The 13,851-nt window shown below is 73.1% G+C and carries 9 protein-coding genes; 6 read left to right on the forward strand and 3 right to left on the reverse strand.

Going from position 1 to position 13,851, the window contains the following annotated elements:
- The first annotated feature begins 138 nt into the window (after positions 1-138).
- Together LCE31_RS23455 and LCE31_RS23460 are read left to right on the forward strand one after the other, a co-directional pair.
- On the forward strand, positions 139-2,091 hold the full coding sequence (locus LCE31_RS23455) for an ABC transporter transmembrane domain-containing protein (RefSeq protein WP_225017259.1): 1,953 nt from the start codon (positions 139-141) through the stop codon (positions 2,089-2,091).
- Positions 2,088-3,878 (forward strand): ABC transporter ATP-binding protein, encoded by a 1,791-nt coding sequence (locus tag LCE31_RS23460; protein WP_225017261.1) that lies wholly within the window; start codon positions 2,088-2,090, stop codon positions 3,876-3,878. Before LCE31_RS23455 ends, LCE31_RS23460 begins: the two co-directional genes overlap by 4 nt.
- Positions 3,879-4,056: 178 nt before the next feature.
- On the opposite strand, the gene LCE31_RS23465 is transcribed toward LCE31_RS23460, so the two are convergent.
- Positions 4,057-4,851: a metal-dependent hydrolase gene (locus LCE31_RS23465; RefSeq protein WP_225017264.1), complete on the reverse strand. Its 795-nt coding sequence runs from the start codon at positions 4,849-4,851 to the stop codon at positions 4,057-4,059.
- Positions 4,852-5,037: 186 nt separating this feature from the next.
- On the opposite strand from LCE31_RS23465, the gene LCE31_RS23475 reads away from it, so the two are divergent.
- The 3 genes from LCE31_RS23475 (at position 5,038) to LCE31_RS23485 (ending at position 11,630) form a co-directional block, all read left to right on the forward strand.
- Positions 5,038-8,757: a DUF3516 domain-containing protein gene (locus LCE31_RS23475; RefSeq protein ID WP_308042296.1), complete on the forward strand. Its 3,720-nt coding sequence runs from the start codon at positions 5,038-5,040 to the stop codon at positions 8,755-8,757.
- Complete coding sequence (locus LCE31_RS23480; RefSeq protein WP_225017266.1) at positions 8,742-9,407, forward strand: LuxR C-terminal-related transcriptional regulator; 666 nt, start codon at positions 8,742-8,744, stop codon at positions 9,405-9,407. The genes LCE31_RS23475 and LCE31_RS23480 overlap by 16 nt, the downstream gene beginning before the upstream one ends.
- Positions 9,408-9,551: 144 nt before the next feature.
- Positions 9,552-11,630 (forward strand): hypothetical protein, encoded by a 2,079-nt coding sequence (locus LCE31_RS23485; protein ID WP_225017268.1) that lies wholly within the window; start codon positions 9,552-9,554, stop codon positions 11,628-11,630.
- A gap of 137 nt (positions 11,631-11,767) precedes the next feature.
- Here LCE31_RS23485 and LCE31_RS23490 read toward each other — a convergent pair whose 3' ends face one another.
- Positions 11,768-12,079 (reverse strand): hypothetical protein, encoded by a 312-nt coding sequence (locus LCE31_RS23490; protein ID WP_374118532.1) that lies wholly within the window; start codon positions 12,077-12,079, stop codon positions 11,768-11,770.
- A 94-nt stretch (positions 12,080-12,173) separates the two neighbouring features.
- On the opposite strand from LCE31_RS23490, the gene LCE31_RS23495 reads away from it, so the two are divergent.
- On the forward strand, positions 12,174-12,941 hold the full coding sequence (locus LCE31_RS23495; protein WP_225017276.1) for a TetR/AcrR family transcriptional regulator: 768 nt from the start codon (positions 12,174-12,176) through the stop codon (positions 12,939-12,941).
- On the opposite strand, the gene LCE31_RS23500 is transcribed toward LCE31_RS23495, so the two are convergent.
- Entirely contained in the window at positions 12,932-13,615 is a 684-nt protein-coding gene (locus LCE31_RS23500) for a DUF4230 domain-containing protein (RefSeq protein WP_225017270.1), read from the reverse strand. The genes LCE31_RS23495 and LCE31_RS23500 overlap by 10 nt on opposite strands.
- Positions 13,616-13,851 lie beyond the last annotated feature (236 nt).

Below are 13,851 nucleotides of genomic sequence, written 5' to 3' on the forward strand. Positions count from 1 at the left end.
GGCGTGCTGGGAGCGGGGCGTGCGCCCGTGCTCAGCCGCCGTCAGCCGCGGCCGCCGTCGGGGCGGAAAAGGAATTGCCCCTGCTCACCGGGACAGCCAAGCTTGCACGCCTTGGCCGCCCACGAGTCATGGGACATCATGCAGATTCGCGATCTTCCGTACACGGACCCCGGCGTCCCCGACGCGAGATCGGGCGACCGGTTCCTGTGGTGGCTGTTCCGGGGGCAGTTGGGCGGGCAGCTGAAGGCGCTCGGCTGGGGTGTCTTCGAGCAGGCCGGTATCGCGGCACTGCCGTTCGGCTCCGGGCTCGCGGTGCAGGCCGTCGTGGACCGCGCGGGCGGCCGGCTCGCGCTCGCGGGCGGACTGGTCGCGCTGTGCGCCGTCGCGCTCGCCGTGGGCGAGACGATGGTGCACCGGGTCTCCGTCACCAACTGGATCACCGCGGCCGCGCGCCTCCAGCAGATCCTGGCGCGGAAGGCGGTCGAACTGGGCTCCGCGCTGTCGCGCCGCGTCGCGGCGGGCGAGATCGTCACGGTGTCGACCGGTGACATCGAGAAGATCGGCTGGTTCGTCGAGGCGCTGTCCCGTTTCCTCGCCGCGGCCCTCGCCGTCGTGGGCATCGCGGTGGGTCTCCTGCTGTACGTGCCTTCGCTCGGTCTGCTCGTCGCGATCGGCGTGCCCGTGCTCGCGCTCGCCGTGCTGCCGCTGCTCGCACCGGCGACGCGGCGCGCCGACGTACAGCGGGAGAAGGCGGGCAGGGCCACGGAGCTGGCCTCGGACACGGTCGCGGGCCTGCGCGTGCTGCGCGGCATCGGAGGCGAGGAGCTGTTCCTGGGCCGCTATCGCGAGGTCTCGCAGGAGGTACGGGCGGCGGCGGTGCGCAGCGCGCGCATGTGGTCGCTGATCTCCGCGGTCCAGGTGCTGCTGCCGGGGCTGATGCTGATCTCGGTGGTCTGGTACGGGGCGCGGCTGGCGCTCGACGGCCGGATCAGCCCCGGTGAACTGGTGACCGTGTACAGCGCGGTGACGCTGCTGCTGGTGCCGCTCCAGCGGTTCGAGGAGATCGCCATCGCGTACTCGGTCTCGCGTCCGTCCGCGAAACGCGCGGCGCGCGTCATGTCGCTCGTCCGGACGGACGCCGCGGCCCCGGACCCGGAGCGGGCGGCGGCGCCCACCGGGGATCTGTACGACCCGGTCAGCGGACTGCGCGCGCCCGCCGGGGAGTTGACCGCCGTGGTGTGCGGCGATCCGGACGCCGCGGGGCGGCTCGCGGAGCACCTGGGCGGGCACGGCCCGGGTTCGGCGGCGGACCGGGCGGACGACCGGGCCGAGGAGGGGACGGGCGGTGCGGCAGGGCCGGGTACGGACGCGGTGCCGTCCGCGCTGCTCGGCGGCGTGGCGCTCGACGAGGTGCCGCTCGCCGTGGCCCGTACGAGCGTCCTGGTCCAGGACAAGGACCCCGTGCTGCTGTCGGGGACACTCGCCGAACTGCTCGACGTCCCGTCGTCGGGTGCCGTGGCGCCGCGGGACGCGCTGGCCGCCGCGCAGTGCGAGGACGTACTGGAGGCGCTGGTCAGATCGTCCCCGCCGGCGGCGGAGGACGGCGCGCGTGCCGCGCACCGGCACGGCGATCCTATGGCGGCGCGGATCACCGAGCGCGGCAGGTCGCTGTCGGGCGGGCAGCGCCAGCGCCTCGCCCTGGCACGTTCGCTGGTCGCCGATCCGGAGGTGCTCGTGCTCGACGAGCCGACGTCCGCGGTCGACTCGCACACCGAGGCACGGATCGCCGACGGTGTGAAACGGCTGCGGTCGGGGCGTACGACAGTGGTGTTCGCCTCGTCCCCGCTGCTGCTCGACCGTGCGGACCGGGTGGTCTTCGTCCACGAGGGGAAGGCCGTGGCCGAGGGCGTGCACCGCGAGCTGCTCCGCTCGGACACCCGTTACCGGGCCGTCGTCACGCGCGAGTCGGAGCCCGCGCCCGGCACCGCGGCGGAGGGGGCGGGTGCGCCGCGCCCGGCGCGCGGCCGGGCTCCGGCAGGCGCCGCACACCACCATCTCACCCGTCTGAGCGAGTCGGAGGAACCGGCATGATCGGCGCCGCGCCACCCCAACACGATCCGGCCGCCCCCGAGTCGGCGACGATCCTGCCCGTCGGCTCGTCGGCGACCGTACGCGCCTACGTGGGCGGCCTGTTGCGGCGTCACCGCCGCGCCTTCACGGTGCTGGTCTCCGTCAACGCGGGCTCCGTGCTGGCCTCGATGGTGGGCCCGTACCTGCTGGGCACGGTCGTCCAGCGGCTCGCGGACGGCGTCCGCTCCGCCGCCGGGCTCCATCTGCCGCTGATCACCGCTGTGTTCGCGTGCGCGCTCGTCCTGCAGACCGTCTTCACCCGTACGGTGCGGCTGCGCGGCGCGGTCCTCGGCGAGGAGATGCTCGCGGACCTGCGCGAGGACTTCCTCGTCCGGTCGGTGGGGCTGCCTCCCGGGGTGCTGGAGCGGGCCGGTACGGGCGACCTGCTCTCCCGCATCACCACGGACATCGACCGGCTCGCGGACGCGATGCGCGAGGCCGTGCCGCAACTGGCCATCGGTGTGGTGTGGGTGGCGCTGCTGGTGGGCGCCATCACGGTCACTGCGCCGCCGCTCGGCCTCGCGGTGCTGCTCGCGGTCCCGGTGCTGGTCGTGGGGTGCCGCTGGTACTTCCGGCGCGCGCCGTCGGCGTACCGCTCGGAGGCGGCCGGTTACGCGGCGGTCGCCGCGTCGCTGACGGAGACGGTGGACGCGGGCCGCACGATCGAGTCGTACCGTCTGGGCGGGCGGCGCGTGGCGCTCTCCGACCTGCGGGTGGCCCGCTGGACGGCGTGGGAGCGCTACACGCTGTGGCTGCGCACCGTGCTGTTCCCCGTCATCAACGCCGCCACCTCCACCGTCTTCCTCGCCACTCTGGTGCTCGGTGGTGTGTTCGTGCTCCAGGGCTGGATCGACGTCGGACAGCTCACGACGGGCGCCCTGTTCGCGCAGATGCTGGTGGACCCGGTGGGACTCATCCTCCGCTGGTACGACGAACTCCAGGTCGCCCAGGTCTCGATCGCCCGCCTGGTCGGGGTGCGCGACATCGAGCCGGACGGCGGGGAGGCGGCCCTCTCCCCCGACGGCCGCGACGTGAGCGCGGACGACGTCCACTTCGGCTATGTGGACGGCGTGGACGTCCTGCACAAGGTGTCGCTCGGCGTCGCACCGGGCACCCGACTCGCGCTGGTCGGTCCTTCCGGGGCCGGCAAGTCCACGCTGGGCCGGCTGCTCGCCGGGATCTACGGGCCCCGGCGCGGTTCGGTCACGCTCGGCGGCGCCGAGCTGTCCCGCATGCCCGCGGAGTCGGTGCGGCGGCATGTGGCGCTGGTCAACCAGGAGCACCACGTCTTCACGGGTTCGCTGCGCGACAACCTGCGCCTCGCGCGGATGGACGCGGCGGACGCCGAACTGTGGGCGGCGCTGGGGGCGGTCGACGCCGCCGCCTGGGCGACGGGCCTGGCCGAGGGCCTGGACACGCGGGTCGGTTCCGGCGCCACGGCGCTGACCCCGGCGCAGGCGCAGCAGATCGCGCTGGCCCGGCTGGTCCTCGCCGATCCGCACACCCTGGTCCTGGACGAGGCGACCTCGCTGCTCGACCCCCGGGCGGCCCGCCATCTGGAGCGGTCGCTGGCGCGGGTGCTCCAGGGCCGTACGGTGATCGCGATCGCGCACCGCCTGCACACGGCGCACGACGCCGATGTGATCGCGGTGGTGGAGGACGGCCGGATCACCGAACTGGGCCCGCACGAAGAGCTGGTGGCGGCCGACGGGGCGTACGCGGCGCTCTGGCGTTCCTGGCACGGCTGACGGGCGCTCGCCCCGGCCGGGCGCCTCAAGGCGGGCACCCCGGCCGGCCCCCCGATGGCAGGCGCCGCGTCCCGCCTCGCACGCCTCGCGGGGCAGGCTCGCGAACGCCCCGCCCCGGGCCCCTGAGGGCGATCGCCGTCCGGGCCGGGGGCGGCGCCTGACCAGCGCCGCGGGGCCGTCAGATCACGCCCAGTGCCGCTATCCCGCCGATGCCTCCGAGGATCATGAACAGCGGCATCAGTATCTTGAGCTCGACCCAGCTGCCCGCGCGGAACCTCATCGGCTTCGGCGTGCCCACGGCGTACCAGCGCTTGCGGCCGATCGGGATGGGCCACAGGATCGGGCAGCCGGAGATCGTGATCGCGTCGCCCAGGTCATGGACGAGCGCGCCGAGCACGATGGGCAGCCCCAGCCACATGTACTCCTGGCCGGGCTGGGTGAACAGCCATCCCGCGCCGTTGCCCGGCTCGTCCAGGATGCCGCCGAGCGTCCAGGCCGAGAAGGCCCCGAGCAGCCAGACCAGGACGTCGCTGGAGACGCGCGCGGCCCGCCACAGCAGCCCCTCGACCGCCAGCACCATGTGCACGAAGAGGATGGCGAGCACCGCCCAGTGGCCGCCGTACACGGCGAGCGCCGACGCGCCCGCGCCGATCAGCGCGGCCCACAGCCAGGTGTGGGTGAGCGTGCGGTGGCCGCCGCTGCGGCTGCTCGGGTCGCCCTTGAGGCGGGTGTGCCGGTAGGCGAAGTGGGAGAGGACGTCGACGATCGCGCACAGCCCGCGCGAGAGGGGCCCGAAGGCGCGGGAGATCGTGGCCGCCTGGTGGTCGAGGTCGGGCGCGAGCGCCGCGCCCGACGAGATCAGGGCCCCCACCACGAGGACCGGCCAGGGCATGCCGTAGCCGAGCGCCGATGCGGCGGCACCCACCCCCAGCCACGCGGCCGCCCCCGAGAGTGAGTGTGCAGGTCCCATCATGGTCGTCCCCGTCTCCCTGTGGAGTTGTCGTTGCGTTCGGTCCCGCCCGGCCCGGCGCCGGGCGCCGTGCGGCTCCGCGCGGCGGCGCCGGCGATCATGCGTGCCGGGACCCGCAGCGTACAGTCCGTGATCTTCCTCGGACCGTCCGGTTCCCGGATCGGGACCGGGAGCGGGCAAGATGGTGGCGTGACCCTTATCGATCAGCTGCCAAAGGACGCCGACCCCGATGCCCTCTTCGAGGCCTTCTCGGCCTGGGCCGAGGGGGAGGGCATCTCCCTCTACCCGGCGCAGGAGGAAGCGCTGATCGAGGTGGTGTCGGGGAACAACGTGATCCTGTCCACGCCGACCGGCTCCGGGAAGAGCCTGGTGGCCGCGGGTGCGCACTTCGCGGCGCTCGCGCGCGACGAGGTCACGTTCTACACGGCGCCGATCAAGGCGCTGGTCTCGGAGAAGTTCTTCGACCTGTGCAAGCTGTTCGGTACGGAGAACGTCGGCATGCTGACGGGCGACGCGTCCGTCAACGCGGACGCGCCGGTGATCTGCTGCACGGCCGAGGTGCTCGCGGCCATCGCGCTGCGCGACGGCAGGCACGCGGACATCGGCCAGGTCGTGATGGACGAGTTCCACTTCTACGCGGAGCCGGACCGCGGCTGGGCGTGGCAGATCCCGCTGCTCGAACTGCCGCAGGCGCAGTTCGTGCTGATGTCGGCGACGCTCGGCGACGTGCGCCGGTTCGAGGAGGACCTGACCCGCCGCACGGGCCGTGAGACCACCGTCGTGCGGTCGGCGACACGGCCCGTACCGCTGTCGTACGAGTACCGGACGACGCCCATCACGGAGACGCTGACGGAGCTGCTTGAGACGCACCAGGCGCCCGTCTACATCGTGCACTTCACCCAGGCGGCAGCCGTCGAGCGGGCGCAGTCGCTGATGAGCATCAACATGTGCAGCCGGGAGGAGAAGGACAGGATCGCCGACCTGATCGGCAACTTCCGCTTCACCACCACCTTCGGCCGCAACCTCTCGCGCTACGTGCGGCACGGCATCGGCGTGCACCACGCGGGCATGCTGCCCAAGTACCGGCGCCTGGTGGAGAAGCTGGCGCAGGCCGGTCTGCTCAAGGTCATCTGCGGTACGGACACCCTGGGCGTGGGCGTCAACGTGCCCATCCGCACGGTGCTGTTCACCGCGCTCACCAAGTACGACGGCAGCCGTGTCAGGACGCTGCGCGCGCGGGAGTTCCACCAGATCGCGGGCCGCGCGGGCCGCGCGGGGTTCGACACGGCGGGCCTGGTGGTCGCGCAGGCCCCGGAGCACGTGGTGGAGAACGAGAAGGCGCTCGCGAAGGCGGGCGACGATCCGAAGAAGCGCCGCAAGGTGGTGCGCAAGAAGGCCCCCGAGGGGTTCGTCGCCTGGTCGGAGCAGTCGTTCGAGAAGCTGATCGCGGCCGACCCGGAGCCGCTGACCTCCCGCTTCCGGGTCACGCACACGATGCTGCTCTCGGTGATCGCCCGGCCGGGCAACGCGTTCGACGCGATGCGCCATCTGCTGGAGGACAACCACGAGCCGCGCAAGCAGCAGTTGCGGCACATCCGGCGCGCCATCGCGATCTACCGTTCGCTGCTGGACGGCGGGGTGGTGGAGCGGCTCCGGACGCCGGACGCGGAGGGCAGGATCGTCCGGCTGACGGTCGACCTCCAGCAGGACTTCGCGCTGAACCAGCCGCTGTCGACGTTCGCGCTGGCCGCGTTCGAGCTGCTGGACCCCGAATCGCCGTCGTACGCGCTGGACATGGTGTCGGTGGTGGAGTCGACGCTCGACGACCCGCGGCAGATCCTCGGGGCGCAGCAGAACAAGGCGCGGGGCGAGGCCGTCGCGGAGATGAAGGCGGACGGCGTTGAGTACGAGGAGCGCATGGAGCGGCTCCAGGAGGTCTCGTACCCGAAGCCGCTCGAAGAGCTGCTGTGGCACGCGTACGACGTGTACCGCAGGAGCCACCCGTGGGTCGGCGACCACCCGGTGTCGCCGAAGTCCGTGATCCGGGACATGTACGAACGGGCCATGTCCTTCGCCGAGTTCACGTCGTTCTACGAGTTGGCGCGGACCGAGGGCATCGTCCTGCGCTATCTCGCGGGCGCCTACAAGGCCCTGGAACACACCATTCCGGAACATCTGAAGTCCGAGGACCTGGAGGACCTGACGGCGTGGCTCGGCGAGCTGGTGCGGCAGGTCGACTCCAGCCTGCTGGACGAGTGGGAGCAGCTCGCCAACCCGGAGGAGGAGACGGCTGAGGAGGCCCAGGAGAAGGCCGACCAGGTGCGCCCCGTGACGGCGAACGCGCGCGCGTTCCGGGTCCTCGTACGCAACGCGATGTTCCGCAGGGTCGAGCTGGCCGCCCTGGACAAGGTCGGTGAACTGGGCGCGATGGACGCCGAGTCGGGCTTCGACGAGGACGCGTGGGCGGACGCGCTGGACGCGTACTGGGACGAGTACGAGGAGATCGGCACGGGTCCGGACGCGCGCGGCCCGAAGCTCCTGTCGATCGAGGAGGACGCGCCGCACGGGCTGTGGCGCGTACGGCAGACCTTCGCGGACCCGAACGGCGACCACGACTGGGGTATCAGCGCGGAGGTCGACCTCGCCGCCTCGGACGAGCAGGGCCTCGCCGTGCTGCGGGCGGCGGTCCGCGGGGCGGGACTGTTCGTCATCTCGCTGGCGGGGTCGATCGTGCTCTTCGTCCTCTCCGTGCTGTCCATCGCGTTCATCGTTCTCGGCGTCGGCCTGTTCACCACTCCGGCAGTCCTGTCCGCCCTGAGGCGGCACGCGAACCGCCGCAGGGCATGGGCGTCCGAGTGGTCGGGGGTGCGTATCCCCGACCCGTACCGGCCGTTCCCGCCCGACCTGCGGAGCGGGTTCGTCGGGCAGGTCGAGCGGACCTCGCTGCTGCTGAAGGACCCCGCCACCTGGCGCGACCTGCGCTGGCTGCCGGTGGACATGACCGCGGGGTGCGTCAGCGCCTTCCTCGCGCCCGTCCCGTTCGCGTACGCGTTGCAGGGGTTCGTGCTGCTCGCCGGCGGGTGGACCGCCTTCCGGCACGATCCGTACTGGTACGCCTTCATCCCCGTCTCCGGACCGGTGTCGGCGCTGGGGGCCGCGGCGCTCGGTGTTGTCCTGCTCGGCGCCGGCGTCCGGTTCGCACCGGCGGCACTGCGCGGCCACTTCCTGCTCACCCGGTCGGTGCTCGACCCGGGGCACGACGAGGAGCTGGCCCGGCGGGTGGAGCGCCTCACCGAGACACGGCACGACGCCGTCGACTCCTCCGCGAGCGAGCTGCGGCGCATCGAGCGGGATCTGCACGACGGCGCGCAGGCCCGGCTCGTCGCGGTCGGCATGGACCTGGGCACCATCGAGGCACTCATGGAGAAGGACCCCGCCAGGGCCAAGGAGTTGGTCGGCCAGGCTCGCCGCTCCTCCGCCGAAGCGCTGACGGAGCTGCGCGACCTGGTGCGCGGCATCCATCCGCCGGTGCTCGCGGAGCGCGGCCTCGGCGACGCGGTGCGTGCCCTCGCCCTGCGCATACCGGTCGAGGCGGAGGTCACGGTGGACCTGCCGGGCCGGGCGGAGGCCCCCGTCGAGTCCGCGGCGTACTTCACGGTCAGCGAGGCCCTGACCAATGCTGCCAAGCACTCGGGCGCCGACCGGATATGGGTCGACCTCTCCCACTCGGGCGGCATGCTGCGCGCCTCGGTCACCGACAACGGCCGGGGCGGTGCGCGGAGCGGAAAGGGCTCGGGCCTGAGCGGACTTGAGCGCAGGCTCGGTACCTTCGACGGCATACTGGCCGTCAGCAGCCCGGCAGGCGGTCCCACGATGGTGACCATGGAGATCCCTTGCGAGTTGTCCTAGCCGAAGATCTCTTCCTCCTGAGGGACGGCCTGGTCAGGATGTTTGAGGCGTACGACTTCGAGATCCTCGCCGCGGTGGAGACCGGGCCGGAACTGACCAGGGCATTCGCCGAGTTGGAGCCGGATGTGGCGGTGGTGGACGTCCGGCTGCCGCCGTCCCACACGGACGAGGGCCTCCAGTGCGCACTCGCGGCGCGCAGGGAGCGCCCCGGACTGCCCGTGCTCGTGCTCTCCCAGCATGTCGAACGTCTCTACGCACGGGAGTTGCTCGCGGACGGCAACGGCGGTGTGGGATACCTCCTGAAGGACCGGGTGTTCGACGCAGACCAGTTCATCGACGCGGTGCGCCGTGTCGCGGGCGGTGGTACGGCCATGGACCCGCAGGTCATCCAGCAGTTGCTGAGCCGGCGTTCGCGGGACGCCACGGTCGGGGCGCTCACTCCGCGGGAGCGCGACGTGATGGGCCTGATGGCGCAGGGACGGTCCAATGCGGCCATCGCGGCACAACTGAGCGTCACCGAGCGGGCGGTGGCGAAACACACCTCGAACATCTTCGGAAAGCTGGGCCTTCCGGTGTCGGACGACGACAACCGCCGCGTCCTCGCCGTACTGGCCTACCTCGACCACGGCAACGACAACGGGCCGGCCTGACGCGCCACGGCCCGGCAACCACCGCCCCGACATGACCCGCCGACGCCAACCGGCCTCTCACAACTCGCCTGACACGACACGACACGGCCCGGCGTCCGCCGGCCCGCCAAGTGACCATCCGGCGGTGGGCTCGTTGTGCTCCACGTGCGTTCCCACGATGCCGTCACCACCCCGTCCGTCACACCCGGCTCCTCCGGCTCCGCGGCCGACCCAGCGCATCCGCTGTCCGCGGTCGGTATCGGCCAGGCGGAGGCCGCCCTCGCCGAGCACTACCCGCGCTTGGTGCGCCTCGCTTATCTCGTGCTGCCGCCGTCACTCGGCCGCGGTCGCCGGGTGCTCAGCGCGCACGCGATCGCCCAGCGTTCGCTGCCGCGCGGCCGGGACAAGAACGCGCAGGCGGCCCTGCCCGCGCCGCGCCGCACCTCCTCGGGCGGCACCGAGGAGCCGGGTTACGCGCTGCTGCGTGCCCGGGTCGTGCGTCAGGCGCTCGACGCGGAGTTGCCGCTGCTGCGGTTCGCCCTGCCGAAGCGGTCGCAGCTGCCGCCCGTCCTGCCGCGCGTCTGGGGCCTGCGCCTCTCGCCCCGCCGGGGCGGCGCGGGCCAACTCGCGCTGGACCAGCGGCTGGCGAAGATGCCGGGAGCGGTGCGGGCGGCGCTCGTGCTGCGTGGACTGGAGCGGCTGCCGGAGGCGGAGGTGCGGCGCGTGCTCGCCGCCGCGGGGGTCGCGGACCCGGCCGCGGCGGTGGCGTCGGCGGCACGAGCCACGGGGGACGGCGCGGGCGCGGCGGGCGTTGACGTGTCGCTGCTGCGGTCGCCCGAGTTCGATCCGTGCGCCCTGGAGGCGCGGCCCACGGACCTGATGCGCCGCCGCCAGCACGGGAAGGCCGCGCTGGCGGCCGTGGGCGCGCTTGTGGTGTGCGGGGCGCTGCTCGGGCTGCCCGGCGACGGGTGGGGGCCCGACGGCCCCGCGGCCCCCTCGTACGCGCTCAACGCGGCGGCCCAGGCCGCGCTCGACCCGGCGAAGGTCGTCCGCGTGGCGCCGACCGCATGGCACGACGCGTCCCGTGCGGACTTCTCGGTGTGGCCCGCGCGCGGTCCGCTCGTCAAGGACACCGAGCTGCTGCGCAGGGCGCTCGCGGTCTGGGCGCGCCCCGGTGCGTCCGTCCACGTGTCGGCCACGCCGGGCACACCCTCGGGGCCTCCGATGGGCCCGCCGCAACTGCTGTACGCGGGGACGGTGGACCGGGCGCGTGTCGTGCTGTTCTACGACGGCCTGCGGGTCGTGCGGTACGCGGAGCCCGTCCAGGGCACCTCGGCCGCGGCGATCGACTTCGCGCGGGTGGACGACGCGGGCGGCGGTGTGTCCGACGCGGTCGTGGTGGACCGCTCCGACGGCAACGTGCGCTACCTGACGGCGCCTTGGGTGACCCGCACGACCACCCGCGACCTGCTGGCACCGGACGCGGACGCGCTGCCGCTGCACCGCTCGGCGGACGGGGTGACGGACGCGTTGCGCAGCCCGGCCATGGCGAGTACCTGCACGTCCTGGGACACGCTGGACGTGCGGGACAAGAGTGACGGCAGTGACGGCAGTGACGGCAGTGACAACAGCGGCGGCACGGGCCACGAGCGGCTGCTCACCGATCTCGGCGAGTTGACCCCTGCCCGGCTGACGACGGGGTCGCCGACGTCGCCGAAGGACGTCACGTCCGGGGCAGCCCGGGCGTCGTGGGCCCGTACGGCATGCCTGCTCCCGGCCATGCGCGGGCAGGGCGTGAAGTCGGTCAACTCCTGGCGGTACGCGGAACAGGCTTTGCCGGAAGGCGAGGGCACCGCGAACTGGGTGTGCACGCGCGGCGAGACGTGGCGGGGCACGCGCAGCAAGGTCATGGCGCAGTTCCAGGCGCCGGTTCCGGCTTCCGCGTCGGGCTCGTCCGCCTCGGCGGGTAACGGCAACCCCGGCGCGATCACGGCGACGGCGACCGGCTCCCCTGCGTGCGGCCCGAAGGAGCCCGAGGCGCTGGCGGGCGCCCTGTGGAAGTCGAAGGCCGGCAACTGGTATCTGCTGGGGGCGGGCAGCGATCAGGTCACCTCGCTGACGGCGTCGGGCGGCGTCCGGGCCACCGTGCCGGGCCGCCTGATGGCCGTACCGGCGAAGGAGGGCAGCCAGACGAGCCTGAAGGGCAGGCTGGAGAACGGCAGGACGCTGAACACCCTGCACTGAGGACCGCCATCAGGCGCCCGGGGCCGCTTCGGGTCATCGCGCCCCCTAAGCGACCCGAGGCCAACCCCCGCGCGCCGCGCGGCCTGAGCCAACCCCGACGCCCCGGGCTCCACGTACTGGGGCCCCCTGCCCCCGGCCTACGGAAGCAGCCAGTCCGCGCCCAGGGCCGCTACCAGGACCACGACCAGCAGGTAGGTACCGAGCCGTGTCCTGCCGTGCCGGCTGAGCTCGATCACGACCCCGCACAGCAGGATCGCCAGCCCGTACACCCCCATCACGAGTACCGACTGGCTCTGTTCCAGGCGGAGCCAGAGCAGGGTGGCCATTCCCGCCAGGACCACCCACCCCATCGTGACCCGGATGATGCGCGCCTGACGGGGCGTCAGTCCCACTGGGACGGCCTCTTCGTCCGGGGCCGCCTGCATATCCTCGTGGTCTGATGAGCTCATGAACCGGGAGCGTAACGGACATCCACGCCGGCCCGCCCGTTAGGCTGGTCATATGACCACGGTGATGACCCCGCCGCCCCGGGCGCGGCGCAGGATGGGCGTCGAGGAGCGCAGGCGGCAGCTGATCGGGGTGGCCCTCGAACTGCTCGGCCGCCGCGCTCCCGACGACGTCTCCATCGACGACATCGCGACCGCCGCCGGGATCTCCCGACCGCTGGTCTACCACTACTTCCCCGGTAAGCAGAGCCTGTACGACGCCGCGTTGCGCCGGGCCGCCGACGATCTGGCGCTGCGTTTCGAGGAGCCCCGCACGGGTCCGCTGGGCGCCCGGCTGATGCGCGCCATGGGCCGGTTCTTCGACTTCGTGGAGGAGCACGGGCCCGGCTTCGCCGCCCTCATGCACGCCTCGTCCGCCGCCGGCACGGGCCCCGGCGGTCCCGGCGGGTCCGGCGGTTCCGGTGCCGTCGTGGACGAGCTGCGAGACGCCGCGTACGCGCAGGTCCTCGCCCATCTCGACGCCGCGGAGAACCCGCCGGCGCGCCTGCGGATCGTCGTCAGGTCATGGGTGTCGCTCGTCGAGTCGACGGCTCTGACCTGGCTCGACGGGCGTGAAGTCCCGCGCGCGGAGCTGGAGCTCCAGCTCGTGCACGACTTCGCCGCGCTGGCCGCCGTCAGCGCGGCGCACGACGAGGGGATGGCGGCTCTCCTGCGCCGCGCCCTCGCGGACGAGCCGTCCGACGGCCCCTTCGCGGACCTCGTGGCGCGCCTGGGCCGGCTGGATCTCGGACGGCCGTCGCGACCGGGCCCCGGGGGTGCCGCCGCACCGCCCGAGCACCCCGCCGAACCGTTCCGTCACGCGTAGCTCACGCTCACAGTCGTGAAACCGAGGGAGTGCAGCAGCCCCTCCAGCATCGCCGTGGTGTTCGTCTCGGCCCGCTTGGTCAGTTCGCTGTCCTTCGCCGCGTCGGTGATGTGCTGCGCGGCAAGTTTGGTCACGGCCTGCTCGCTGTCCGGGTTGTCGGAGAACAGGTCGCCGAGCCGGTCGAGCAGCCCGCGCTGCTTGTCGACGGTGTACGAACGGTCCGGGTCGAGCGCGGGCTTGCCGAGCTGGGCGTGCGGCAGCCGGATCGTCGCGGCGGTGCGGTCCGCGTTCGTCTTCACGTCGTTCTTCCCGATTCCGCTGAAGTCGACGTACGAGCCGACGGTGCCGGCCCCCACGTACAGCGTGCGGGTGCCGCGGATGGCGTCCGGGAGGAACTTGGCGTCCTTCTGGAAGTCGACCACGACCTGGAAGTTGCCCTCCGCGGCCTCGTAGCGGTTGAGGTCCTGGATGGACTGGAGCAGCGTCGGTCCCGTCCTGTCATGGCTCTGCTCCCCCAGCAGGTCGCCGAATCCGGGCAGCAGATGGATGCGGGTGCCGAGGAAGAGCAGGGCGAGTACGGCGACGACGGCGATGAGCGCCGTGCGCCACCTGTGCGTACGCGGCGGGCGCGTACCGTTCCTGTCGTCTTCCGGGTGCACGTCTGTGGACGTCATGTCTGTCAGATGTCCCGTCGGGCGGTCTTCACGCCGCCGAACCGGTGCCGGTTCCGCTTCTGTTCTGCAACAGCCCTGCGCACGAGCCCCGTTGGGGGCCTGGCGAGGCCCGCCCGGCCGGGTGGCCGCCCCCGCCGGGGGGGGCCCCCGGGGCCCCCGGGGGCGGGGGGGGGCGGCGGCGCGGCCCGTGGGGCCGTCGGGGCCGGACGGCCGTGCGCCGTCCGTCGCGCGCCGCG

This window comes from Streptomyces sp. 8L, from assembly GCF_020176795.1.
Taxonomy (GTDB): Bacteria; Actinomycetota; Actinomycetes; order Streptomycetales; family Streptomycetaceae; genus Streptomyces.